Here is a 24,181-nt window from a genome sequence, read left to right as displayed (position 1 = left end):
AATATGAACATGACCTCTCTCCCTACACTCAAAGATATACCCCGTCAGCGCTGGCTACGAATTATTCCACCGATTCTGATCGCCTGTATTATTTCTTATATGGACCGTGTCAATATCGCATTTGCGATGCCGGGCGGAATGGATGAAGAATTAGGTATTTCTGCCACCATGGCGGGTCTGGCCGGTGGTATTTTCTTTATCGGCTATCTGTTTTTACAGGTTCCCGGCGGAAAAATTGCTGTACACGGCAGCGGTAAGAAATTTATCGGCTGGTCGTTGGTTGCCTGGGCGGTTATTTCCGTTTTGACGGGGTTGATCACCAATCAGTATCAACTGCTGGTTTTGCGTTTCTTACTCGGCGTTGCCGAAGGCGGCATGCTGCCGGTTGTGCTGACGATGATCAGTAACTGGTTCCCCGACGCCGAGCGCGGTCGCGCCAATGCGATTGTGATTATGTTTGTGCCGATTGCCGGGATCATTACCGCCCCGCTCTCGGGTTGGATCATCACCGTGCTCGACTGGCGTTGGCTGTTTATCATTGAAGGTTTACTGTCTGTCGTCGTCCTGGTGTTGTGGGCGTATACCGTTTACGACCGTCCGCAGGAAGCGCGCTGGATCTCTGACGCCGAGAAAAATTACCTCGTTGAAACGCTGGCCGCTGAGCAAAAAGCTATTGCCGGAACCGAAGTCAAAAATGCCTCTCTGAGCGCGGTGCTGTCCGATAAAACCATGTGGCAGCTGATCGCGCTGAATTTCTTCTACCAGACCGGGATTTACGGTTACACCTTGTGGCTGCCGACCATCCTCAAAGAGTTGACGCACAGCAGCATGGGACAGGTCGGCATGCTCGCCATTCTGCCGTACGTCGGCGCGATTGCCGGGATGTTCCTGTTCTCTTCTCTCTCTGACCGCACCGGTAAACGCAAGCTGTTCGTCTGCCTGCCGCTGATCGGCTTTGCCCTGTGCATGTTCCTCTCCGTGGCGCTGAAAAATAACGTCTGGCTGGCTTATGCCGCGCTGGTCGGCTGCGGCTTCTTCCTGCAATCGGCTGCGGGCGTGTTCTGGACCATTCCGGCGCGTTTGTTCAGTGCAGAAATGGCCGGTGGCGCTCGTGGGGTCATCAACGCCCTCGGCAATCTCGGTGGCTTCTGCGGTCCTTACGCGGTCGGCGTACTCATCACCCTGTACAGCAAAGATGCGGGCGTTTACTGCCTGGCTATCTCACTGGCGCTGGCCGCGCTGATGGCGCTGCTGCTGCCAGCGAAATGCGATGCGGGCGCAGCTCCGCTAAAGACACTGAATCCACATAAACGCACAGCCTGAAACAATGCCCGGTGGCGCTTCGCTTACCGGGCCTACAGGTGACAACCGTCGTAGGCCGGATAAGCGCAGCGTCATCCGGCCAAAATGAGATGATAAAGATGAGTGAGAAAGCGACCTTCTGGCTGGGTATTGATTGTGGCGGTACATATCTGAAAGCGGGTTTGTATGATGCCAAAGGTCATGAGCAGGGAATTAACCGGCAATCGTTGCAGACAATATCGCCATTGCCAGGTTACGCCGAACGCGACATGCACCAACTGTGGCAACAGTGCGTCGCGACCATTGCCGGTCTGTTAAAACGCACTGGCGTCTGCGGCGATCAAATTAAAGGCATCGGTATTTCCGCTCAGGGCAAAGGCCTGTTCCTTCTTGATAAGCAGGATAAACCGCTGGGCAATGCCATTCTCTCTTCCGATCGACGCGCGATGGGCATCGTTCAGCGCTGGCAGCAGGATGGGATACCTGAGCAGCTCTACCCGGTCACCCGCCAGACATTGTGGACCGGGCATCCGGCATCGCTCCTGCGTTGGGTAAAGGAGAACACCCCTCAGCGCTACGCGCAAATTGGCAGCGTCATGATGGGCCATGATTACCTGCGCTGGTGCTTAACCGGTGTCAAAGGCTGCGAAGAGAGCAATATCTCCGAGTCGAACCTCTACAACATGACCACGGGCCAGTACGACCCGCGACTGACCCAGTGGCTGGGCATCAGTGAAATCGACACTGCCCTGCCACCTGTCGTGGGCTCAGCAGAAATATGCGGGGAAATCACCGCTCAGACAGCCGCCATCACCGGTCTGGCGGCGGGTACGCCCGTCGTCGGCGGTCTGTTTGATGTGGTTTCCACCGCACTCTGTGCCGGTATTGAAGATGAGCACACCCTCAACGCGGTAATGGGAACCTGGGCCGTCACCAGCGGGATCGCTCACGGCCTGCGCGACCACGAGGCTCATCCCTATGTCTATGGCCGCTATGTGAATGACGGGCAGTACATCGTTCACGAAGCCAGTCCGACCTCCTCCGGCAATCTGGAATGGTTTACCGCCCAATGGGGTGAACTCTCTTTTGATGAGATCAATCAGGCCGTCGCCAGCTTGCCGAAAGCCGGTAGCGCGCTGTTCTTTCTGCCCTTTTTGTACGGCAGCAACGCCGGGCTGGAGATGACCAGCGGCTTTTATGGCATGCAGGCTATACACACTCGCGCCCACTTATTACAGGCCATCTACGAAGGCGTGGTTTTCAGCCACATGACCCACCTCAACCGCATGCGTGAACGTTTTACGCAGGCGCATACCCTGCGCGTCACCGGAGGTCCGGCGCACTCCGACATCTGGATGCAAATGCTGGCAGACGTCAGCGGCTTACGTATCGAATTGCCACAGATTGAAGAGACAGGTTGCTTTGGCGCAGCGCTTGCCGCCCGCGTAGGCACCGGCGTTTATCACAATTTCAGCGACGCCCAGCGCAGCTTACAGCACCCGGTACGCACGCTGCTGCCGGACGCCGCGGCGCATGCGAGCTACCAGCGTAAATACCGCCAATACCAGAATTTAATTACCGCACTACAGGGCTATCACGCCCGCATTAAGGAGTACGAATGATGAGTCGACCATTACTGCAACTGGCGCTCGACCACACCAACCTGCAGGCGGCCCAGCGCGATGTCGCCCTGCTACAAGAGAGTGTTGATATCGTTGAGGCGGGGACGATTCTCTGCTTAACCGAAGGCCTGGCTGCCGTGAAAGCGCTGCGAGCCCAGTGCCCAAATAAAATCATCGTCGCCGACTGGAAAGTGGCCGATGCGGGCGAAACCCTCGCACAGCAAGCGTTTGACGCTGGCGCAAACTGGATGACCATCATCTGCGCCGCGCCGCTGGCAACGGTAGAGAAAGGTCATGGCGTCGCGCAGTCCTGCGGCGGTGAAATTCAGATGGAACTGTTCGGCAACTGGACGCTGGATGATGCCCGTGACTGGTATCGCGTTGGGGTTCGTCAGGCGATTTACCATCGCGGACGCGATGCCCAGGCCAGCGGGCAACAGTGGGGAGAAGCGGATCTGGCGCGGATGAAGGCGCTTTCCGATATCGGTCTGGAGCTGTCGATTACCGGTGGGATTACGCCCACCGACCTGGCGCTGTTTCGCGATATTAACGTCAAAGCCTTTATCGCCGGGCGTGCGCTGGCGGGGGCGCAAAACCCGGCGCAGGTTGCTGGCGAATTCCATGCGCAAATCGATGCCATCTGGGGAGCACAGTATGCGTAATCATCCGTTAGGTATCTATGAAAAAGCGCTGGCGAAAGACCTCTCCTGGCCGGAGCGTCTGGTGCTGGCGAAAAGCTGCGGTTTTGATTTCGTCGAGATGTCAGTGGATGAAACCGATGAACGTCTGTCGCGTCTCGACTGGAGTCCTGCTCAGCGCGCATCGCTGGTGAGCGCGATGCTGGAAACCGGCGTGGCAATCCCCTCAATGTGCCTGTCCGCCCACCGCCGTTTTCCCTTTGGCAGCCGCGATGAATCTGTACGCGCCCGGGCGCGCGACATCATGACCAAAGCCATTCGTCTGGCGCGCGATCTCGGTATTCGCACTATTCAACTGGCGGGTTACGACGTCTATTACGAAGAACATGATGAAGGTACGCAGCAGCGCTTTGCCGAAGGGTTGGCATGGGCAGTCGAGCAAGCCGCCGCCGCGCAGGTCATGCTGGCGGTAGAAATCATGGATACCGCATTTATGAACTCGATCAGCAAGTGGAAAAAGTGGGACGAAATGCTGTCGTCGCCGTGGTTCACCGTCTACCCGGATGTCGGCAACCTCAGCGCCTGGGGGAACGACGTCACCGCCGAACTGCGGCTGGGCATCGACCGTATCGCCGCTATCCACCTGAAAGACACGCTGCCAGTAACCGAAACCCATCCGGGCCAGTTTCGCGATGTGCCCTTTGGCGAAGGATGCGTCGACTTTGTGAGTATCTTCAAAACGCTGCATGAGCTGAACTATCGCGGATCGTTTCTGATTGAAATGTGGACTGAAAAAGCGAATGAGCCGGTACTGGAAATTATCCAGGCGCGACGCTGGATAGAAGCACGTATGCAGGAAGGAGGATTTCTATGTTAGAACAACTGAAAGCCGATGTGCTGACGGCCAATCTGGCGCTCCCGGCTCATGGGTTAGTCACCTTTACCTGGGGTAACGTCAGCGCGGTAGATGAAACGCGTAAACTGATGGTGATTAAGCCATCCGGCGTGGAATATGACGTGATGACCGCCGACGATATGGTGGTAGTGGATATCGCCAGCGGCGACGTGGTTGAAGGCAGTAAAAAACCCTCATCTGACACGCCAACCCATCTGGCGCTGTATCGCCGCTATCCTGAGATCGGTGGGATCGTCCATACCCATTCGCGCCACGCGACAATCTGGTCGCAGGCGGGTCTTGATCTCCCGGCATGGGGCACCACGCATGCCGATTATTTCTATGGTTCTATTCCGTGTACCCGTCTGATGACCGTTGAGGAGATCAACGGTGAATATGAACATCAAACCGGTGAGGTGATCATTCAAACCTTTGAGCAACGCTCTCTTAATCCGCTGCAGGTTCCGGCGGTATTAGTGCATTCGCACGGTCCGTTTGCCTGGGGTAAAGACGCCGCAGACGCCGTACATAACGCCGTGGTGCTCGAAGAGTGTGCCTACATGGGGCTGTTCTCGCGCCAGTTAGCCCCGCAGTTGCCGGATATGCAGCCGGAGTTGCTGGATAAACACTATCTGCGCAAACACGGTGTGAATGCGTATTACGGGCAATAATGGGTCAGGCGCTATTAATATGTTCTTTGCAATAGCGCCGTTTCCACGCCGCGGGCGTCAGGCTGGTGTGCTTACGAAAGATTTTGCGAAAATAACCCACGTCATTAAATCCACATTTCATCGCCACTTCAGTTAACGCCAGTGAATCGCTGATTAACAACTTTTCTGCCGCCCTTACACGCTGACGGTGCAACGCTTCGGTTAGCGTCAGCCGGAAAGCACCACGGAAAACGCGCCCCAGATAGTCCGCATTACAATGCAGCTCTTTTGCCAGCGTGGAAGCCGAAATCGGCAGGTGAAACTGAGTATGTATAATTTGTTGGGCCTTCCATGCCAGCGCATTACCTGGGCTATCAGCGGGCTGTTCGCTGGCAGCCGCGGATATTTGCTGCAGAATCAACAGCAAGAGCAGCTCCAACGCGATACTGCGATGTATATTTTCTTGCTCACGTAAGAACTGGCGAAATAGCGAAATAATATACTGCGGCTCACTCACCCGGGTATGCTGAGGAACTGCGAGTAGCAGTTCAGGTATAGCTGTACCGGCTTCTGCCGTTACCTCAAAGTGCAGCCAGTAAAATTTCAAATCAGCCGGAAATCGCCCAACGCCAATATGCGAGCGCTGCGGCCACAGCAGCAAACTTTCTCCGGCATTCACGCAAAAAACGGTCTGGCCTTCGCGAATCGTTAATGTCCCTTTTTCAACAAAAATTATTTCCCAGGATTGTAATTGCCGTGCCGGATGACTACCGACACCACGGGAAATAAATAAGCCACCATTTTGCACTTTAATCGGAAGAGACATGGATAATTCGAGCATAACTATTCAAACCTCTGCTTTTTACATTATCTAACGTACTCTTTACCTTTGATTATTCACGATAAAATAATGTTCTGCCGGATCAAAATCACATTTTTATAATGACGTCGGAATTGTCATCTTTTTATACTTTTCTCTTCCCTTGTTGACCCAAACATTTCGTGCAAAATAAATAACGTACTTTGCAAATTACCACTAAAAAACCCGCAATGTAGCGGGATACTTTCTGAACATCATCTCCAGGAGTTATTTATGACTTCGGCTCCGATTACGACAAGCGATTTAGCGCAACGTGCGCAAGACGACAAATTATCCCTGCGTGAAAAGATAGGTTATGGATTAGGCGATGCGGGTGGAACGGTAATTACCTGCCTGATCATGAACTTTCTCACCTTTTTCTACACCGACGTGTTCGGTTTAACGCCCGCACTGGTCGGTACACTGTTTATTGCTTTGCGTGTATTTGATGCCATTTCCGACCCCATTATGGGCATACTCGCCGACCGCACACAAAGCCGCTGGGGGCGCTTTCGTCCGTGGCAACTGTGGGTCGCAGTTCCCATTGGTATCATTGGCGTACTGACCTTTACCGTCCCGGACGCCAGTATGGGCGTAAAAATCGCGTGGGCGTTTGGCACCTATCTGCTGCTTTCCGTCGGCTACACCGCCATCAACGTGCCGTATTGTGCGCTGATCAACACCATGACCACTCGTCACAATGAAGTGATCGCCTGCCAGTCCTGGCGCTTTGTGCTGTGCGGTGTAGCGGGATTCCTTGTCTCCGTCGGTCTGCCGTGGATGGTCGATGCTCTCGGTCAGGGCAATGCCGCGCAGGGTTATCAGTTCGGCGTTGGCATACTGTGTGCTATCGCGGTGGTGATGTTCCTGTGCTGTTTCTTCTGGGTGCGCGAGCGCGTACCGCTGGCGATGATGGGGAAATTTACCCTGCGTGAGCATATCGGCGGGCTGCGTAAAAATGACCAGCTGTTGCTGATGCTGGTGATGTCATTCCTGCTGATCAACGTTTTCAATATTCGCGGCGGCGGGTACATGTACTTCATTACCTACGTGCTGGAGGGCGGCACCGCTTACACGTCGCTGTTTTTCACCATGGTCACCTTCGCGTCCATCATTGGCTCGGTGATTGTCAGTCCGCTAACCCGTCGCATCGATACCGTCAAACTCTATTACTACACCAACCTGGTACTGGCCGCGCTGGCGGTAATGATGTGGTTCCTGCCAACCGGCCCGGCTTATCAGACGCTGTGGCTGGCGGTGATCCTCGGTAACGGCATTATTCTGGGCTTCACGCTGCCGTTGCACTTCTCACTGATGGCTTTTGCCGACGATTACGGCGAGTGGAAAACCGGTGTGCGTTCCTCCGGCATGAACTTCGCCTTCAACCTGTTTTTCATCAAACTGGCCTGGGCTTCCAGCGCGGGGATCATCAGCCTGTTGTTTATTTTTGTCGCTTACCAGCCAGGCGCTGGCAACCAAACTGCCAGTTCATTGCAAGGCATTACTGCCATGGAGACGCTGCTGCCTGCACTGTTCCACCTGCTGCTGGCACTCTCTATTCGCATCTGCAAACTTAATAACCCGATGATGTCGCGTATTGCCACCGATCTGCGTCAGCGTCATGTACAGCCTTAAGGAGCACGAAATGAACGTACTGGAAGTCGACCTGCATAAGCTCACGGTCAGCGATCCGTTCCTCGGACAATATCAGCAATTGGTGCGTGACGTAGTGATCCCCTACCAGTGGGATGCGCTCAATGACCGCATTGCAGAGGCGGAACCAAGTCATGCAATAGAGAACTTTCGTATCGCCGCAGGACTGCAGGATGGTGAATTTTACGGCATGGTTTTTCAGGATAGCGACGTCGCGAAATGGCTGGAGGCCGTCGCCTGGTCCCTGTGCCAGAAACCTGATGCGGAACTTGAGAAAACCGCAGATGAGGTCATTGAACTGGTGGCGGCGGCACAGTGTGAAGATGGCTATCTCAATACTTACTTTACGGTAAAAGCCCCGGATGAACGCTGGACCAACCTCGCCGAATGCCATGAGCTGTACTGCGCCGGTCATTTAGTTGAAGCGGGCGTCGCCTTCTTCCAGGCCACGGGCAAACGTCGCCTGTTAGACGTCGTTTGCCGCCTGGCAGATCATATCGACAGCGTGTTTGGGCCAGGTGAAAACCAGCTTCACGGCTACCCGGGACATCCGGAAATTGAACTGGCGCTCATGCGATTGTACGAAGTGACCCAGCAACCACGCTATATGACGTTGGTAAACTACTTTGTTGAGCAGCGCGGCGCACAGCCCCATTTCTACGACGAAGAGTACGAAAAACGCGGAAAAACCTCTTACTGGCACACCTACGGCCCGGCGTGGATGGTGAAGGATAAACCCTACAGCCAGGCTCATCAGCCCATTTCAGAACAGCAAACGGCGATCGGTCATGCAGTACGTTTTGTTTATCTGATGACCGGCGTGGCGCATCTGGCACGCTTGAGTCAGGACGAAGGCAAACGTCAGGATTGCCTGCGTCTGTGGAAAAACATGGCCCAGCGTCAGTTGTACATTACCGGCGGGATCGGTTCACAAAGCAGCGGCGAGGCATTTAGCAGCGATTACGATCTGCCTAACGACTCCGTGTATGCGGAAAGCTGCGCCTCAATCGGTCTAATGATGTTCGCCCGCCGGATGCTGGAAATGGAGGCCGACAGTCAGTATGCCGACGTGATGGAACGCGCGCTGTATAACACCGTACTGGGCGGTATGGCGCTGGATGGCAAACACTTCTTCTACGTCAACCCGCTGGAAGTGCATCCTAAATCATTAAAATTCAATCATATTTATGATCATGTGAAACCCGTTCGTCAGCGCTGGTTTGGCTGCGCCTGTTGTCCACCGAATATTGCCCGCGTCTTAACTTCAATTGGCCATTACCTCTACACACCACGTCAGGACGCGCTGTATATCAATATGTACGTGGGCAATAGCATGGAGGTTCCCGTTGAGAACGGGACGCTCAAACTGCGCATCAGCGGCGATTATCCATGGCATGAGCAAGTCAAAATCACCATCGACTCAGCCGAGCCGGTGTATCACACTCTGGCGTTACGCCTGCCAGACTGGTGCTCCGCGCCACAGGTCACGCTGAATGGCCTGCCGATTGAACAGGATATTCGCAAAGGGTATTTGCACATCAGTCGCACCTGGCAGGAAGGCGATACGCTGAGTCTGACGCTGCCGATGACGGTGCGTCGGGTGTACGGGAACCCACTTGTTCGTCATGTTGCGGGTAAAGTTGCCGTTCAACGTGGACCGCTGGTGTATTGCCTGGAGCAAGCCGACAATGGTGAAGAGTTACATAACCTGTGGCTGCCGAAAGAGAGTGAATTCAGGGTATTTGAGGGTAAGGGGTTATTCAGCCATAAAATGCTGATTCAAGCTGAAGGCGTGAAACACAGCGCAAACGACGCGACGCAACAGTCCTTGTGGCACTACGATGTCTCACCAGCTTCTCGTCAGGTGCATACGCTGACGTTCATTCCGTGGTTTAGCTGGGCAAACCGTGGTGAAGGTGAAATGCGTATCTGGGTAAATGAGCGGTAAGTGAAAACATGCCGGATGGCGACGCTTCGCGTCTTATCCGGCCTACCACAGCGAAAAGATTGCCCTCCTCCCTGAGGACAAACGGGTGAGAATCAGAAGCGCCAGCTCACCCCTGACAGGAAAGTGAAGCTGTCGTCGCGATCGACCATCGGGCTATTCTTAATATCATCCGGTAGCACGCTATAGTTGGCGCTGGCGAGCAGCGTCAGGTTACTGGTCAACGCGTATTTAGCGGACAGGCCAACATACGGTGTCCAGCTGTCCCCTGGGGAGTAGCTTGATAACCCGCTGCGGCGGGATTCATTGCCGGAAATGCCGTAGTAATATTCGTTAAAGTTTTCGTCATAGTAGAGCACACCAATCGCAGGCGTCAGCGTCAGCTTGCCCATTGGCATTTGGCGGAACAGCGACACTTCCCCGACCCAACCATTGCTGTTGTCCAGAACATCTGCCGCCGCGGAGACTTTCACGCTGCCCCATTTCTCATGGTGATACCACGCGGCGCCTGCCATGGCGGTCGCATCGCGCTTATCCAGTTTTTTCATCGCATGATCGTCGTTATCACCTGGATCAAACTCAAGCGGCATGTATGAGGCAGTAATGCTAAATTCATTACTTTCGTTTTTTGAAAGAATATAACCTAACGTTGTTTGCCTAAAATAAAATGATTCACTTTCATAACTGACAAGCGGTACTGCGTGAACATTATCATTATATCCACGATAAGGAGATTCATTATATACAGCGCCACCGCCAATAGAAAATTCTGCGGCTGTCGCACTCGCCATAAAAGAAAAGGCGAACAGCGCCACAATATTGCGTTTAATTAACATGCCAACATTCCATTTTAAAATAAGCTACAAAGCGGGTGCATAATAATGCTTACAATTTCATCGGTGCAACATCCATATTTATATAGTAATATATATAAAATTATATATATCGGGCTTGGCGATGAATAAATTACAACTCAAACACCGGGAACTGAAGATTATTTCGGTCATTGCTGCCAGTGAAAACATCAGTCACGCAGCCACAGTTCTCGGCATTGCACAGGCCAACGTCAGCAAATATCTTGCTGATTTTGAATCAAAAGTGGGGCTAAAGGTGTTTGACCGCACCACCCGGCAGCTGACCCTCACGCCGTTTGGTACTGCGCTGCTCCCTTACATCAATGACATGTTAGACCGAAACGATCAGTTGAATAATTTCATTGCTGATTATAAGCATGAAAAACGTGGCAAAGTAACGGTATATGCGCCAACGGGGATTATTGCTTACCTGTCGCAACATGTTATTGCCAAAATTATGGATATCGGCGATATCAGTCTGGTGTTGAAAACCTATAATCTGGATCGCAAGGCATTTTACGAAGGCGTCGACTTTCCTGACGACTGTGATATTTTACTGTCCTATGCTCATCCGAAAGATGAATCACTGGTTGCCAGTTTTATTACTAAATATGCGGTGATTGCTTTTGCCAGCCAGGAGTATCTCAATAAACATCCTATTAGCGGTCCTGAGGAATTAGAACATCACTCCTGTATTTTGATTGATTCCATGATGATTGATGATGCCAATATTTGGCGGTTCAATTCAGCGGAAGACAAAAAGATGCGTGACTATCGCGTCACGGGCAATTACGTCTGTGACAATACCCAGTCCGCGCTGGCGCTGGCACGTAACCATTTGGGTATTGTTTTTGCACCGAATGAGAGTGTACAACGAGATTGTCGCTCCGAGATGCTGGTTCCGTGTTTCTCTGAACAACATGAATGGTGGCTGGATTTGGTGGCGATTTTCCGCAAGCGTGAATACCAGCCGTGGCGAGTGCAGTATATTCTCGACGCAATGTTAACCGAGATACGTCTGCAGCTTACTCAGGCGCTACGACAGCCTGAGTAGGCAAATAACCTGCGTTTAGTGGTCGAGATACAGGTAGTGCACCCAGCTGGTCATCCTCAGCAAGACCTTGCGCATGACCGACACATGTTCGAAGTGGTCAGAGTAAACGGCGACCTGGGCGTAAATCCCATCAGGTAACGCGCTCACCTCCGCATTTTCATTCAATTCGATTGTGGCAATCACCCCTTCTGAACCAGGCGTAGAATTCAACGATTGCAGCGCCCCATTCGACTGATACGTCCCTCCCGGAACGGCCGGGCTGATAGCTGCCAGTTTTCCGCTAAACACTTTACCCGGCAGTGCATTAAACACCACTTCGGCTTCATCGCCGGGTTCCAGTCGCAGCAGCGAATTTTGGCGGAACTGAGCGATAATTTGCCGTTTTTGATCCGGAATAAACACCATTACCGGGCGCATCGGCAGCGCAGCGGCATAGGTTCCGGGGCGCATCAGCACCTGCGTAACGTAACCATCGCTGGGCGCACGAACCACGGTCTGATCCAGGTTAAACTCCGCTTCGGCCAACTGTGCTTTCAGGCTGGCAATTTGCGAATGCTCACCCTGCACCAGGCTGTCTAACTGACTCTGGATTTGCTGTTGTTCTGCAACGGAGGATTTCACCGCGGCTTCCTGCGCCAGATAGTTTTGTCGCGCCGCATCAATATCGCGTTCAGAGAAAGGATTCACCTTCGCCTGACTCCCCTGCGCATAGCGTTGGTAATCTTTCGCCAGCTTGTCACGTGTGGCTTTTGCCCGCTGCGTATTTGCAGCCATTTCATCCAGCTGCGCAGCAAGAGCCTGCTCTTTATGCTGGGCCGTGACAATATCGGCTTTCAGGCGGTCAACCCGCGCCTGATAACGCCCCGGATTCAGTTTAAACAGAACTTCGCCTTTTTTGATCAGCGTGTTCTTCTTATCCGTGACTTCCGTTACCACTCCCGTCACTTGCGGCACGACGGGAATAGAAATTACCGCCTTTTGTGCTTTAAATGTATACGGGTGGTTATAATTCATCAGTAATATAAGACCGCACACAATAAATATACCGCCCAATGCGGCGGTGGGTACTGTCCATTTATTTACAGGGATTTTAAAAATTTTAAATATTGACCATGCGCACGCGACATAGGTTAGAACAATCAGTAAATCCATCGATATTACTCCGCCGGAGAGGTCTTCGCCTCACCCAGTTTCTTTTCCAGATCGGCAACCCTTGCCTGAAGCTGGATCAGGGAAGAATCCGCGCTCTGCATGCCCCACCCGCGCTCCGGACGATAAAGCGTTGCCCAGATCCATAAAAAGGGCCAAATAACATGTAAGGTAAACAAACTAACCCAGCCCGCGACGTGTATTGCGTCAGCATGTGGATGGTTACGTTTCTTTGCAATTAGATAGGGAATATCATGCAGAATAATAATCCCGTAAAAAATGACCAGGAATACAAAAATAAGCACTCCTAATGCAAAATAATCAAGGAACATATTTGCCTCAGGGATTTAAATTAAATAATCGGCTGCTGTTTGATTTAAACAATAGCGTTGATAATAGTAGTGGAATGACCAGATTGGATGCAATGGTGTTATTTATATAACGATATATGGGTTTCTATATATACCCGTCGTCTTTCGAGCTGCTTCTTTGTTGGCTGCGTTCATTCACCCCAGTCAGTTACTTGAGTAAGCGCCTGGGGATGCCCGGTACGCTAAACGCGCCCGGGCAGTAAGTGACGGGATATTAGAACAGTCCTAGCGGTTTATCCGAGTAGCTCACCAACAGGCATTTGGTTTGCTGATAATGCTCGAGCATCATTTTGTGCGTCTCGCGCCCGATGCCCGACTGCTTATAGCCGCCGAACGCGGCGTGGGCCGGGTAAGCGTGGTAACAGTTGGTCCAGACACGCCCCGCCTGAATACCGCGTCCCATCTTGTATGCCAGATTACCGTTGCGACTCCAGACGCCGGCGCCTAGCCCATATTGCGTGTCATTGGCGATTTCCAGCGCCTCATCCATGGTTTTAAAGGTAGTGACCGCCAATACCGGACCAAAGATCTCCTCCTGGAAAACACGCATGTTGTTCTTACCGAACAGAATGGTCGGTTCGAGGTAGTAGCCTTCTTTTAGCTCACCCTCCAGCTGCTTGCGCCGCCCACCGGTCAGCACATCCGCCCCTTCTTTCTTACCAATATCGATGTAATTCAGAATAGTTTCCAGTTGACCATGGGAAACCTGCGCCCCCATTTGTGTGATACTGTCCAGCGGGTTGCCGCTGCGGATACTCTCTACGCGACGAATCGCTCTTTCCATGAAACGTTCGTAAATGGATTCCTGTACCAGTGCGCGGCTTGGGCAGGTACATACCTCACCCTGGTTAAATGCAAATAACGCGAAGCCTTCCAGCGCCTTGTCGAAGAACGCATCTTCTTCATCCATCACATCAGCGAAGAAGATATTTGGCGACTTGCCGCCCAGCTCCAGCGTGACGGGAATAATATTCTGTGTGGCGTACTGCATGATCTGCTGCCCGACCTCCGTCGAACCGGTAAACGCCACTTTCGCAATGCGTTTTGACGTCGCCAGATACTCCCCGATTTCCCCACCCGCTCCGTTCACCACGTTCACCACGCCCGGCGGTAGCAGGTCACCCACCACTTCCATCAGCAGCAGCACGGAAAGCGGTGTCAGACGCGCAGGTTTGAGCACTACGCAGTTCCCCGCCGCCAGCGCAGGCGCCATCTTCCAGCTCGCCATCAGCAGTGGGAAGTTCCACGGAATAATTTGTCCCACCACGCCAAGAGGTTCGTGGAAGTGATACGCCACAGTGTCGCTATCAACTTCACTGATTCCCCCTTCCTGTGCGCGGATACAGGAGGCGAAGTAGCGGAAATGGTCAATGGCCAGCGGCACGTCTGCCGCGCTGGTTTCGCGGATGGGTTTACCGTTATCCCAGGTTTCTGCGGTGGCCAACAGCTCCAGGTTTTGCTCCATACGGTCGGCAATTTTGAACAGAATCGCCGCTCTGTCCTGCACAGATGTCTGCGCCCACTTGTCTTTTACTTTGTGCGCGGCATCCAGTGCCAGATCGATATCCTTTTTGCCGGAAGAGGCCACTTCGCACAGTAATTGCCCGGTTACCGGCGTCAGGTTCTGGTAATACTCACCGTCCACCGGGGCGACCCAGTCGCCGCCGATAAAGTTATCGTATCGGGCCTTTAACTTCAGAGGGTAACCATACTCGCCGGGATAGATACGCGTTGAAGGGGGGTTATTGGTCATGACCGTCTCCTTGCTGTAGGGGTATTACAAAGGTAGACGGGACTGGCGAATTATTCGCCAGCCTTTTACTGCTTTACGACAGATATCACGAATTACATTGCCGCGCGGTAGATCGCCATGATTTCCTCATGAGTCGCCTGGATCGGGTTAGTAAAACCACAGGCATCTTTCAGGGCGTTGGTCGCCAGAACAGCAAAGTCTTCTTCCTTCACGTTCAGCTCACGCAAACCTACCGGAATATTCACTTTCTCGGCCAGTTCACGGATTGCCGTGATACAGGCTTCGGCGCCTTGCGCTTCGTTCAATCCAGCCACGTCGACGCCCATTGCCGCAGCGCAATCGCGCAGACGCGCTGCGGCCACCTTACTATTGAACACCTGAACGTGCGGCAGCAGTACCGCGTTGCAGACACCGTGTGGCAGGTCGTAGAAACCACCCAACTGATGCGCCATCGCGTGAACGTAACCAAGAGAAGCGTTGTTGAATGCCATACCCGCGAGGAACTGCGCATAAGCCATCGCTTCACGCGCCTGAGCATTGGCGCCATCTTCCACGGCGATCGTCAGGTTCTCGGCAATCATCGTCACGGCTTTAAGCGCACATGCATCGGTGATCGGCGTTGCCGCAATGGAGACATACGCTTCAATCGCGTGAGTCAGCGCATCCATACCGGTTGCTGCAGTCAGGGACTTCGGCATACCGACCATCAGCGAAGAATCATTGACGGACAGCAGCGGCGTAACGTGCTTATCTACAATCGCCATTTTGATGTGGCGTACTTCGTTGGTAATGATGCAAAAACGGGTCATTTCAGATGCCGTTCCCGCCGTCGTGTTAATGGCAATCATCGGCAACTGCGGTTTTGCAGAACGGTCGACGCCTTCGTAATCACTAATATCGCCGCCGTTAGCCGCCACCAGCGCAATCCCCTTCGCACAATCGTGTGGGGAACCGCCGCCGAGGGAAATGACGCTATCACAGGCATTTTCTTTCAGCATTTGCAGGCCTGCGGCAACGTTGCTGGTTGTCGGATTAGGATGCGTACCATCATAAATTATGCTGAAAATATCACGTTCCTGCAGCGCTTTTTGAATTTCACTCGCCATACCTAATTTCGCCAGCATGGCATCCGTGACAATTAACGTACGACGAAATCCATATTCCTCCATTGTATTCATTGCATCTTTTAATGAACCAGCGCCAATTACATTCACGGAAGGAATAAAAATGTTGAAGCAGCCATTGTACGATCCTTAATTACTCAAAAGAGGCAGGGAGCATACGAGTGATAATCCCAACAAAATATGATCGTGGTTGTTATTTTAATAACATCAGAAATTAAAAAGCACATTAGGTTCATAATCTAATGTGCTTATTTTAATCAATATTTATTTTGTATTAATTCATTCTATTCCTGAATTAATTGTTTCATTCCTTTTCAGGAAACAGTAATGCATCGCGTAATAAATGATCATTTCCCCGACGACGAGTAAAGCCGATACGGTCAAAATATTCCAGAATCTGGATAGCCAGTTTACGTCCGACATTGAGCCTGTCGCGGAAATCGGCAGCACAGGTCGACCCTCTCTCCTGATCCAGTTCGCGGATCAGATTGGCAAAGGCCACAATCCGATCGTTACGGTAATAACGATCTTTGACGATCGCCGTAATGATGCCCTGCTGCGCCGCCAGCCGTAGCGCCTGACGCATCACCTGCTCGTCCGTAGCCGTGGTTTTCGCCAGATCGCGCACCCACCACGGCTCATCGCCAAAAAGCGGTTCTACTTTTTGCCAGATAGCCTGCTGCTCATCGCTGAAACCGGCCTTATGATCCGGCAAATGCAGCCAGCCATGATGACTATGAATAGCGCCGCTATCGCGCATCTTTTCAATCAGCAGCAGGACCAGCGCTTCATCTTCCATCGGCAGGGCCATACGACGCAGGCGTTCACGTCCAGGTCCTGGCTCATCACGATGTTGCTCATGGTAGGTCGCCAGCGTATCCAGAATCTTACGTTGCCAGCGTGCAGCAACGGGCGCATTCAACAGACTATACCCGGCGCGAATAAATCCATGTTGCTCAATCAACGGACGCATGCCGTCGCCATTGAGCTGGCGTGCCCACGCGAAATCGGGAATGTTCACCGCGCCGCGCGTCAGATGCAATGCCAGCGCTTCGCCGTCATTCTGCGCACTTTCCAGCGCCGACAGCCACTGTAAATACTCCGGCTTACGCTTCCCACGGCGCGGCGGATTCAGCGTCACGACACGTGCGCCTGCCAGCGTCGTACGGGCAGAAATATCACGCAGCACCAGCCTGTCGTTATCGGCCAGCCACAGCGGAGTATCAAACACCAGTTCCGCCAGCGTCCCTTCAAGCAGTGAGATACGTCCGGTCACATGGCTGGCTGCGTGGTGGATATGCAGCGGCTGCCACTGCATCAGCGGAGCCGAGTGTTCTAAAGAGACAATGACGCGTGAGAAGGCCTCCGGCGGCGCATCAGCCAGCAGCCAGTCACCACGGTTAATCTCTTCTTTTTGCGCATCACCGGCAATGTTCAGCGCAATTCGCTGTCCGGCGTGAGCGTATTCGGTCGGCTGATTTTGCGCATGCAGGCTACGTACGCGCATCGGTTTGTTAACCCCGGTCAGCCACAACGCGTCCCCGACGTTCACTTCTCCGCTGAGTGCTGTTCCCGTTACGACCAGACCTGCGCCTTTTACCGTGAAAGCGCGGTCAATTGCCAGGCGGAAGGTGTGATCGCGGGCCAGCTCACGCGGCGTCAACTGCAGCAAGTGATCACGCAGCGCTTCGATACCACGGCCTTCACTGGCGGCAGTCACGAACAGTATCGCATCGGCAAAACCATAGTTACCCAGCGTGGTTTGCACCTCGGCACGTACTTCGTCAATGCGTGCGTCATCGACGCGATCGGCTTTTGTGAGCGCCACGGTAAGCTGTGGGTTGCCCGTCAGTTGCAGGATTTGCAAGTGTTCACGCGTTTGCGCCATCACGCCATCATCACAGGCCACCACCAGCAGCGCGTGGTCGATACCACCGACACCCGCCAGCATGTTGGACAGAAACTTTTCGTGTCCAGGGACATCGATAAATCCCAGTACCCGCCCATCCGGCTGCGGCCAGTAGGCATAGCCGAGGTCGATAGTCATGCCACGCTTTTTTTCTTCCGGCAGTCGGTCGGCATTCACGCCGGTAATCGCCTGTAATAACGTTGTTTTTCCGTGGTCAACGTGTCCGGCGGTTGCAATAATCATTTCAGCATCATCTCCATAAACCGGGTCTCGTCTTCAAGACAGCGCAGATCCAGCCACAAGCGACCATCATAAATTCGCCCAATGACCGGCACGGGCAGCTGACGCCAGCGGGCGGCCAGCGCTTCGAGGCGGCTTCCACGCCCGTCATGCGGGGTAAAGGTTAATGCCACGCTCGGCAGCCTATCAACCGGTAACGAGCCGCTGCCAATCTGCGACAGGCAAGGCATGATATTCAACGCAAACTCGGCACCATAATGTTCTGTCAGTTGTGCCTGTAATCGTAGCGCCTGCTCGTGGATCGCCTCTTTCGTGCGGGTGAGTTGGCGTAGCGTTGGCAATTTCTCCGCCAGCGCTTCCGGGTGCAGATAGAGCCGCAGCGTTGCTTCCAGCGCTGCCAGCGTCATTTTATCAGCCCGTAACGCTCGTTTCAGTGGGTGTCGTTGTAAGCGGGCGATCATCTCTTTTTTACCCACAATAATGCCAGCCTGTGGCCCGCCCAACAGCTTGTCACCAGAGAAACTCACCAGGCTCACACCTGCGGCAATGAGCTGCTGCGGCATCGGTTCCTGCGGCAAACCATACTGACTGAGATCGACCAACGAGCCGCTACCCAGATCCGCCACTACCGGCACATCCAGCTCCTGACCAATGGCGGCCAGCTCAGCTTCATCCACCGACTTCGTAAAGCCTTCGATGCTGTAATTACTGGTATGCACTTTCATCAGCAAACCAGTGTTTTCATTCACCGCCTGACGGTAATCTTTCGCATGGGTGCGGTTGGTGGTGCCCACTTCGCGCAGCATACATCCGGCCTGACACATGACGTCCGGAATACGAAACGCGCCGCCAATTTCCACCAGTTCGCCGCGAGACACAACCACCTCTTTGCCCGCCGCGGTGGCCGCCAGCATCAGCAGAACCGCAGCGGCATTATTATTGACGATACAGGCGTCTTCCGCCCCCGTAAGACGACAGAGTAAATCCGCCAGCGCCCGGTCACGATGTCCACGCCCGGCGTCAGTCAGGCTGTATTCCAGCGTCACCGGCGTACGCATCGCCTGCACCACCGCAGCAATCGCTTCTTCGGCCTGCAACGCACGACCAAGGTTGGTGTGCAGCACAGTCCCCGTCAGATTAATCACCGGGCGCAGTGCACTTTGCGATTCTCGTTCCAGCCGGGAGCTGGCTTCTTGCGCCCAGTCTTCCCCCCATGCTGGAAGCGCCTGCGTATCGCGAATCGCCTCTCTGGCTTCATCGAGCATATGACGCAGCAGGTCCACCACGCGGGTATGACCGTGGGACTCACGTAAGACCTGGAAGGCGCTATCGCGCAGTAAACGATCGATAGCAGGAAGCTGGCTGTAGAGTGAACGCATGTCGGTTGTCATGAAAGGGCCTGGCTGTTGGTGGCCCTCTCCACCGTGGAGAGGGATATCGATATGCAGAGGATTGTACCGTGACTTTACTCAGGCGGACATAATACGCATCAAGCCTTTGGCGGTTCCGTGCGGGCGAAGCTTTCTCGTTGAAAGAGTGTTTCCACCAGTTTGACCAGACGTGGTCGGTCAACACACCAGCCAGGTGCAACCCGACGAAAATTGAGATAGCCCACGGCACAGGCAATCGCAATCGTTGCCAGATTAACCGTATCCGTTTTCAGCGTACCGTCCGCCAGATAACCTTCCAGCACATCCAGGCCGCGGGTAATTTTCTCACGCTGGCGTAGCAATTCAGTTTCTGACTGCTGCGCAGCGGGGCGCGCCTGCTCACGTACCGACACCAACCCCGCATCCATAATACCGTCCGCCAGTGCTTCCAGTTGCCGTACTTTCAGCGCCGCCAGCGGCTCACGCGGGAGCATAGCGGGTGCAATATCCAACAGCTCTATATATTCAGCAATGATCGGGGAATCAAACCAGTACTCTCCCTCATCGGTGACCAGCGCGGGCACTTTGCCTAACGGGTTATATCGCGCCACGCCGTTTTCCGCGTTATAGGGGAGTTCATTAACGAATTCGAAGGTGATGCCCTTTTCCAGCAACAGAATAGAAATTTTACGCACAAAAGGGCTGGTATAGCTGCCAATGAGTTTCATGCCGTGTCCTTTTTGCCAACAAAAAAGCGATGTCCAACGACTATCTGGACACCGCTTAGTATGGCTCAGGCCACGACAAATGGCAGGTGATGCTGGTCTCAATGATCTAAATAAAGATAATGCATCCAGCTGGTCATACGCAGCAGCACTTTACGCATCACCGAAACGTGGGCGAAATGGTCGGAATAGACCGCCACCTGTGCGTAGATCCCATCAGGTAAAGCATCTACATCAGCATTCGGTTCCAGTTCAATCGTTGCCAGTACACCATCCGTTCCCGGAACAACGGTTAAGGACTGCAATGCCCCCTGCGCCTGATAAGACCCTCCCGGCACAACCGGCAGGATGCTGGTCAGCTTACCGGTGAATACCTGACCCGGCAGCGCGTTAAACACCACTTCAGCCTCATCACCCGGCTCCAGACGGAGCAGAGAGTTCTGGCGGAACTGGGCCACAATCTGGCGTTTCTGTTCCGGAATAAAGACCATCACCGGACGCAAAGGCAATGCCGCAGCATAGGTTCCCGGACGGATCAGCACCTGCGTGATGTAGCCATTACTTGGCGCACGTACCACGGTCTGATCCAGATTGTATTTGGCTTCGGCAAGTTGAGCACGCAGCGAAGCAACCTGCGATTGCTCGCCGTTAACCATACTGTCCAGCTGACTTTGGATCTGAGTTTGTTCCGCAACGGAACCTTTCACCAGCGCATCTTGTGCCAGGTAGTTCTGGCGTGCATTATCAATATCGCTTTCAGAGAATGGATTGACTCGCGCCTGGCTGCCTTTCAGGTAGCGCTGATAATCTTTGTACAGACGGTCACGTTCGGCTGAAACACGCGTGGTATTGGCCTGCGCCTCTGACAATTGCGCTTTTAAGGTCTCAATATTATGCGTGGCCGTCACCAGATCGGCCTGTAGCCTGTCGACCCGCGCCTGATAACGCACCGGATCGAGCTTAAAAAGCACTTCGCCTTTTTTAATCAGTTGGTTATTTTTATCGGTTACCTCGCTCACAATACCCGTGACCTGCGGGGTAATAGGAATTGAAATAACGGCTTTTTGCGCGGTAAACGTATAAGGGTGGTTATAGTTCATTAATAAGATGAGTCCCGCCACAATAAACACCCCGCCTAATGCGGCAGTCGCCAGTGTCCATTGGTTTACCGGAATACGGAATATCTTGAAGATGGCCCAGGCAAACGCCACGTAGGTCAGAACAATCAACAAATCCATGATTAAATCTCCGGGAAAGTGGAGTCATCAGTTTTTTTCTCCCCAGCCAGCCTTTTTTCTAACTGGGTAATGCGCGCGGCCAGCGCGGCAATTTCAGGGTCTTGTTCCCTTCCGGTCGGCGCGACATGCGACTGCATCCCCCAGCCCTTTTCAGGCTGGTAGAGCGTGGCCCAGATCCACAGAAACGGCCAGATAACATGCAGCGTAAACAGGCTTACCCACCCAGCGGTATGAATGGCTTCCGCATGCGGGTGGTTACGCTTTTTAGCCATGTTGTAGGGAATGTCATGAATGGCAATGATTCCGTAAAACAGAACCAGAAAAACGAAGATCAGCACGCCTAATGCGAAATAATTTAGAAACATACCTGCCTCGAATTCACGCTAATTAGAGTTTTTTTGTGCCGGCAGCCGTATGCATCCTGGCTGATATTTTGAACATAACCGGAGATCGGGGTTTTCGCCATACCATAAAATAAATATTTTTTCTGGTGAGAAATTGCTCTCTTGTGCGAAAAAAAATGCCAGGGTAGAAGCTGCTGAAGATCACATCCTGGGAATCCCCAGTGAAAATACTTTGCGATCTACTTCACAAAAATCCAACAAACAGTGAATTGCAAAACGTGAACTAATTCACATTTAATCGCCATTTTTAGCAAATCCCTGGCTGTCGATGTTTTTTTGTACCGGTATTTTGTGATGAAAATCACATTAACTAACGCCACACACCCTATATTTACGTGACGCAAGTCACACAAAAGGCCATCGACTGGACAGTTGAACGATTCAGTGCCAGATTTCGCAGTATCTACAGGGTCCGGCTACCTCCTGCCGCTACATTAACAAACCTCGGGCTTTCAGCCTGCGCGATAGCAAACATAAGAAGGGGTGTTTTTATGTCATCCGATATTAAGATCAAGGTGCAAAGCTTTGGTCGATTCCTCAGCAACATGGTGATGCCAAATATCGGCGCGTTTATCGCGTGGGGTATTATCACCGCATTATTCATTCCGACAGGGTGGTTGCCGAACGAAACGCTGGCGAAGCTGGTCGGCCCGATGATCACCTATCTGCTGCCGCTGCTGATCGGTTATACCGGTGGTAAGCTGGTAGGCGGCGAACGCGGCGGCGTAGTGGGTGCGATTACCACCATGGGCGTGATCGTCGGTGCTGATATGCCGATGTTCCTCGGTGCGATGATTGCAGGCCCGCTGGGCGGTTGGGCAATCAAACATTTCGACGGTTGGGTAGACGGTAAGATCAAATCCGGTTTTGAGATGCTGGTGAATAACTTCTCCGCTGGCATCATCGGTATGATCCTCGCCATTCTGGCCTTCCTCGGCATTGGCCCATTGGTTGAAGCCCTGTCTAAGATTCTGGCGGCCGGCGTTAACTTCATGGTTGTCCATGACATGCTGCCGCTGGCGTCTATCTTCGTTGAACCGGCGAAAATCCTGTTCCTCAACAACGCCATCAACCACGGTATTTTCTCACCGCTGGGCATTCAGCAGTCGCATGAGATGGGTAAATCCATCTTCTTCCTGATTGAAGCAAACCCAGGCCCGGGTATGGGTGTTCTGCTGGCGTACATGTTCTTCGGTCGCGGTAGCGCTAAACAGTCTGCGGGCGGTGCGGCTATCATCCACTTCCTGGGGGGTATTCACGAAATTTACTTCCCATACGTGCTGATGAACCCACGCCTGATCCTGGCCGTTATCCTCGGCGGTATGACTGGCGTATTTACCCTGACTATTCTGAACGGTGGTCTGGTGTCTCCGGCTTCTCCGGGTTCTATCCTGGCCGTGCTGGCAATGACGCCGAAAGGGGCTTACTTTGCTAACATCGCGGCAATCTGTGCGGCAATGGCGGTCTCTTTTGTGGTCTCGGCGATTCTGCTGAAAACCAGCAAAGTGAAAGAAGAAGATGATATTGATGCGGCAACCCGTCGTATGCAGGACATGAAAGCAGAATCTAAAGGCGCTTCTCCGCTGTCTGCTGGCGATGTCACCAACGACCTGAGCCACGTGCGTAAAATCATCGTCGCCTGTGATGCTGGTATGGGTTCCAGTGCCATGGGTGCAGGCGTACTGCGTAAGAAAGTACAGGATGCTGGTCTGTCGCAGATTTCCGTTACCAACAGCGCAATTAACAATCTGCCGCCGGATGTGGATCTGGTCATTACTCACCGTGATCTGACCGAACGTGCGATGCGCCAGGTTCCGCAGGCTCAGCACATTTCGCTGACCAACTTCCTCGACAGCGGCCTTTACACCAGCCTGACTGAGCGTCTGGTTGCGGCGCAACGCCACAACGTCAACGAAGAAAAAGTACGCGATCACCTGAAAGACAGCTTTGATGAAGGTGATAACAACCTGTTCAAACTGGGTGCGGAGAATATCTTCCTTGGCCGTAAAGCCACCAACAAAGAAGAAGCCATTCTGTTTGCCGGTGAGCAACTGGTGAAAGGCGGCTACGTTGAGCCGGAATACGTCCAGGCAATGCTGGACCGCGAAAAACTGACCTCTACCTACCTGGGTGAGTCCATTGCGGTACCGCACGGCACCATCGAAGCGAAAGATCGCGTGCTGAAAACCGGCATCGTATTCTGCCAGTACCCGGAAGGTGTGCGCTTCGGTGAAGAAGAAGATGATATTGCCCGTCTGGTGATTGGTATCGCCGCGCGTAACAACGAGCACATCCAGGTGATTACCAGCCTGACCAACGCGCTGGATGATGAATCTGTCATCGAACGGCTGGCCCATACCACCAGCGTCGATGAAGTTCTGGAACTGCTGGCAGGTCGTAAGTAAGCGTTATTGCCCGGTGGCGCT

At 53.2% G+C, this 24,181-nt stretch carries 19 protein-coding genes and 1 pseudogene; 9 read left to right on the top strand and 11 right to left on the bottom strand.

The genetic code is table 11. From position 1 onward, the window contains the following. Positions 1-3 precede the first annotated feature (3 nt). From HV261_RS03230 to araD, 5 genes are all read left to right on the top strand, one after another. Complete coding sequence (locus HV261_RS03230) at positions 4-1,323, top strand: MFS transporter (protein WP_202037439.1); 1,320 nt, start codon at positions 4-6, stop codon at positions 1,321-1,323. Between the two features lie 98 nt (positions 1,324-1,421). After that, on the top strand, positions 1,422-2,924 hold the full coding sequence (locus tag HV261_RS03225) for an FGGY-family carbohydrate kinase (protein WP_202037438.1): 1,503 nt from the start codon (positions 1,422-1,424) through the stop codon (positions 2,922-2,924). After that, complete coding sequence (ulaD, locus tag HV261_RS03220; RefSeq protein WP_202039652.1) at positions 2,924-3,586, top strand: 3-keto-L-gulonate-6-phosphate decarboxylase UlaD; 663 nt, start codon at positions 2,924-2,926, stop codon at positions 3,584-3,586. The genes HV261_RS03225 and ulaD overlap by 1 nt, the downstream gene beginning before the upstream one ends. Continuing rightward, positions 3,579-4,439, top strand: a complete 861-nt coding sequence (locus HV261_RS03215) for an L-ribulose-5-phosphate 3-epimerase (RefSeq protein WP_202037437.1) — start codon at positions 3,579-3,581, stop codon at positions 4,437-4,439. The genes ulaD and HV261_RS03215 overlap by 8 nt, the downstream gene beginning before the upstream one ends. Further along, positions 4,433-5,128, top strand: a complete 696-nt coding sequence (gene araD, locus HV261_RS03210) for an L-ribulose-5-phosphate 4-epimerase (RefSeq protein ID WP_202037436.1) — start codon at positions 4,433-4,435, stop codon at positions 5,126-5,128. The genes HV261_RS03215 and araD overlap by 7 nt, the downstream gene beginning before the upstream one ends. Before the next feature lie 4 nt (positions 5,129-5,132). On the opposite strand, the gene HV261_RS03205 is transcribed toward araD, so the two are convergent. Continuing rightward, complete coding sequence (locus HV261_RS03205; RefSeq protein WP_202037435.1) at positions 5,133-5,948, bottom strand: helix-turn-helix domain-containing protein; 816 nt, start codon at positions 5,946-5,948, stop codon at positions 5,133-5,135. 252 nt (positions 5,949-6,200) lie between these two features. On the opposite strand from HV261_RS03205, the gene HV261_RS03200 reads away from it, so the two are divergent. Beyond that, positions 6,201-7,601 carry an MFS transporter gene (locus HV261_RS03200; RefSeq protein ID WP_202037434.1) on the top strand — a complete coding sequence of 467 codons (1,401 nt, stop codon included), beginning with the start codon at positions 6,201-6,203 and terminating at the stop codon, positions 7,599-7,601. A 10-nt stretch (positions 7,602-7,611) separates the two neighbouring features. Further along, the gene (locus HV261_RS03195) at positions 7,612-9,567 is read left to right on the top strand and encodes a glycoside hydrolase family 127 protein (RefSeq protein WP_202037433.1); all 1,956 of its coding nucleotides are present in this window, start codon (positions 7,612-7,614) and stop codon (positions 9,565-9,567) included. Between the two features lie 92 nt (positions 9,568-9,659). Here the strand turns inward: HV261_RS03195 and HV261_RS03190 are convergent, their stop codons facing one another. Then, a complete protein-coding gene (locus HV261_RS03190) occupies positions 9,660-10,400 on the bottom strand; it encodes a MipA/OmpV family protein (protein WP_202037432.1) in 741 nt (246 codons plus the stop codon). 121 nt (positions 10,401-10,521) lie between these two features. Between HV261_RS03190 and HV261_RS03185 the strand changes: the two genes are divergently transcribed. Then, on the top strand, positions 10,522-11,472 hold the full coding sequence (locus HV261_RS03185; protein ID WP_202037431.1) for a LysR family transcriptional regulator: 951 nt from the start codon (positions 10,522-10,524) through the stop codon (positions 11,470-11,472). Between the two features lie 15 nt (positions 11,473-11,487). Here HV261_RS03185 and HV261_RS03180 read toward each other — a convergent pair whose 3' ends face one another. The 9 genes and pseudogenes from HV261_RS03180 to HV261_RS03140 form a co-directional block, all read right to left on the bottom strand. Then, positions 11,488-12,624 carry an HlyD family secretion protein gene (locus HV261_RS03180; protein WP_202037430.1) on the bottom strand — a complete coding sequence of 379 codons (1,137 nt, stop codon included), beginning with the start codon at positions 12,622-12,624 and terminating at the stop codon, positions 11,488-11,490. Positions 12,625-12,629: 5 nt separating this feature from the next. After that, positions 12,630-12,953: a DUF3302 domain-containing protein gene (locus tag HV261_RS03175; protein ID WP_103769449.1), complete on the bottom strand. Its 324-nt coding sequence runs from the start codon at positions 12,951-12,953 to the stop codon at positions 12,630-12,632. 253 nt (positions 12,954-13,206) lie between these two features. Continuing rightward, complete coding sequence (gene aldB, locus HV261_RS03170) at positions 13,207-14,745, bottom strand: aldehyde dehydrogenase AldB (protein ID WP_202037429.1); 1,539 nt, start codon at positions 14,743-14,745, stop codon at positions 13,207-13,209. Between the two features lie 92 nt (positions 14,746-14,837). Continuing rightward, positions 14,838-15,988, bottom strand: a pseudogene (gene yiaY, locus HV261_RS03165) (L-threonine dehydrogenase). Between the two features lie 185 nt (positions 15,989-16,173). Further along, positions 16,174-18,021, bottom strand: a complete 1,848-nt coding sequence (selB, locus tag HV261_RS03160) for a selenocysteine-specific translation elongation factor (RefSeq protein ID WP_202037428.1) — start codon at positions 18,019-18,021, stop codon at positions 16,174-16,176. Next, positions 18,018-19,409 carry an L-seryl-tRNA(Sec) selenium transferase gene (selA, locus tag HV261_RS03155; protein WP_202037427.1) on the bottom strand — a complete coding sequence of 464 codons (1,392 nt, stop codon included), beginning with the start codon at positions 19,407-19,409 and terminating at the stop codon, positions 18,018-18,020. The genes selB and selA overlap by 4 nt, the downstream gene beginning before the upstream one ends. 98 nt (positions 19,410-19,507) lie before the next feature. After that, positions 19,508-20,116: a glutathione S-transferase gene (locus tag HV261_RS03150; protein WP_202037426.1), complete on the bottom strand. Its 609-nt coding sequence runs from the start codon at positions 20,114-20,116 to the stop codon at positions 19,508-19,510. A gap of 98 nt (positions 20,117-20,214) precedes the next feature. After that, a complete protein-coding gene (locus tag HV261_RS03145; RefSeq protein ID WP_202037425.1) occupies positions 20,215-21,351 on the bottom strand; it encodes an HlyD family secretion protein in 1,137 nt (378 codons plus the stop codon). 2 nt (positions 21,352-21,353) lie between these two features. Continuing rightward, positions 21,354-21,716, bottom strand: coding sequence for a DUF3302 domain-containing protein (locus tag HV261_RS03140; protein WP_202037424.1), 363 nt, complete (start codon positions 21,714-21,716; stop codon positions 21,354-21,356). Positions 21,717-22,246: 530 nt separating this feature from the next. Between HV261_RS03140 and mtlA the strand changes: the two genes are divergently transcribed. Continuing rightward, a complete protein-coding gene (gene mtlA / locus HV261_RS03135; RefSeq protein WP_202037423.1) occupies positions 22,247-24,160 on the top strand; it encodes a PTS mannitol transporter subunit IICBA in 1,914 nt (637 codons plus the stop codon). Positions 24,161-24,181: the final 21 nt, after the last annotated feature.

Origin of the sequence: Citrobacter sp. RHBSTW-00671, from assembly GCF_014103415.1 — a bacterium.
Lineage (GTDB): Bacteria > Pseudomonadota > Gammaproteobacteria > Enterobacterales > Enterobacteriaceae > Citrobacter.
Note: the sequence above shows the minus strand (reverse complement) of the source record. Positions and strands in the feature narration are given on the sequence as shown.

Coding starts and splice junctions, on each gene's coding strand:
- HV261_RS03175 (WP_103769449.1), bottom strand. CDS start 12,953: ATGTTCCTTGATTATTTTGCATTAGGAGTGCTTATTTTTGTATTCCTG.
- selA (WP_202037427.1), bottom strand. CDS start 19,409: ATGACAACCGACATGCGTTCACTCTACAGCCAGCTTCCTGCTATCGAT.
- HV261_RS03180 (WP_202037430.1), bottom strand. CDS start 12,624: ATGGATTTACTGATTGTTCTAACCTATGTCGCGTGCGCATGGTCAATA.
- HV261_RS03150 (WP_202037426.1), bottom strand. CDS start 20,116: ATGAAACTCATTGGCAGCTATACCAGCCCTTTTGTGCGTAAAATTTCT.
- HV261_RS03230 (WP_202037439.1), top strand. CDS start 4: ATGAACATGACCTCTCTCCCTACACTCAAAGATATACCCCGTCAGCGC.
- HV261_RS03185 (WP_202037431.1), top strand. CDS start 10,522: ATGAATAAATTACAACTCAAACACCGGGAACTGAAGATTATTTCGGTC.
- mtlA (WP_202037423.1), top strand. CDS start 22,247: ATGTCATCCGATATTAAGATCAAGGTGCAAAGCTTTGGTCGATTCCTC.
- HV261_RS03200 (WP_202037434.1), top strand. CDS start 6,201: ATGACTTCGGCTCCGATTACGACAAGCGATTTAGCGCAACGTGCGCAA.
- HV261_RS03140 (WP_202037424.1), bottom strand. CDS start 21,716: ATGTTTCTAAATTATTTCGCATTAGGCGTGCTGATCTTCGTTTTTCTG.
- HV261_RS03225 (WP_202037438.1), top strand. CDS start 1,422: ATGAGTGAGAAAGCGACCTTCTGGCTGGGTATTGATTGTGGCGGTACA.
- HV261_RS03145 (WP_202037425.1), bottom strand. CDS start 21,351: ATGGATTTGTTGATTGTTCTGACCTACGTGGCGTTTGCCTGGGCCATC.
- ulaD (WP_202039652.1), top strand. CDS start 2,924: ATGAGTCGACCATTACTGCAACTGGCGCTCGACCACACCAACCTGCAG.
- aldB (WP_202037429.1), bottom strand. CDS start 14,745: ATGACCAATAACCCCCCTTCAACGCGTATCTATCCCGGCGAGTATGGT.
- HV261_RS03190 (WP_202037432.1), bottom strand. CDS start 10,400: ATGTTAATTAAACGCAATATTGTGGCGCTGTTCGCCTTTTCTTTTATG.
- HV261_RS03215 (WP_202037437.1), top strand. CDS start 3,579: ATGCGTAATCATCCGTTAGGTATCTATGAAAAAGCGCTGGCGAAAGAC.
- araD (WP_202037436.1), top strand. CDS start 4,433: ATGTTAGAACAACTGAAAGCCGATGTGCTGACGGCCAATCTGGCGCTC.
- selB (WP_202037428.1), bottom strand. CDS start 18,021: ATGATTATTGCAACCGCCGGACACGTTGACCACGGAAAAACAACGTTA.
- HV261_RS03205 (WP_202037435.1), bottom strand. CDS start 5,948: ATGCTCGAATTATCCATGTCTCTTCCGATTAAAGTGCAAAATGGTGGC.
- HV261_RS03195 (WP_202037433.1), top strand. CDS start 7,612: ATGAACGTACTGGAAGTCGACCTGCATAAGCTCACGGTCAGCGATCCG.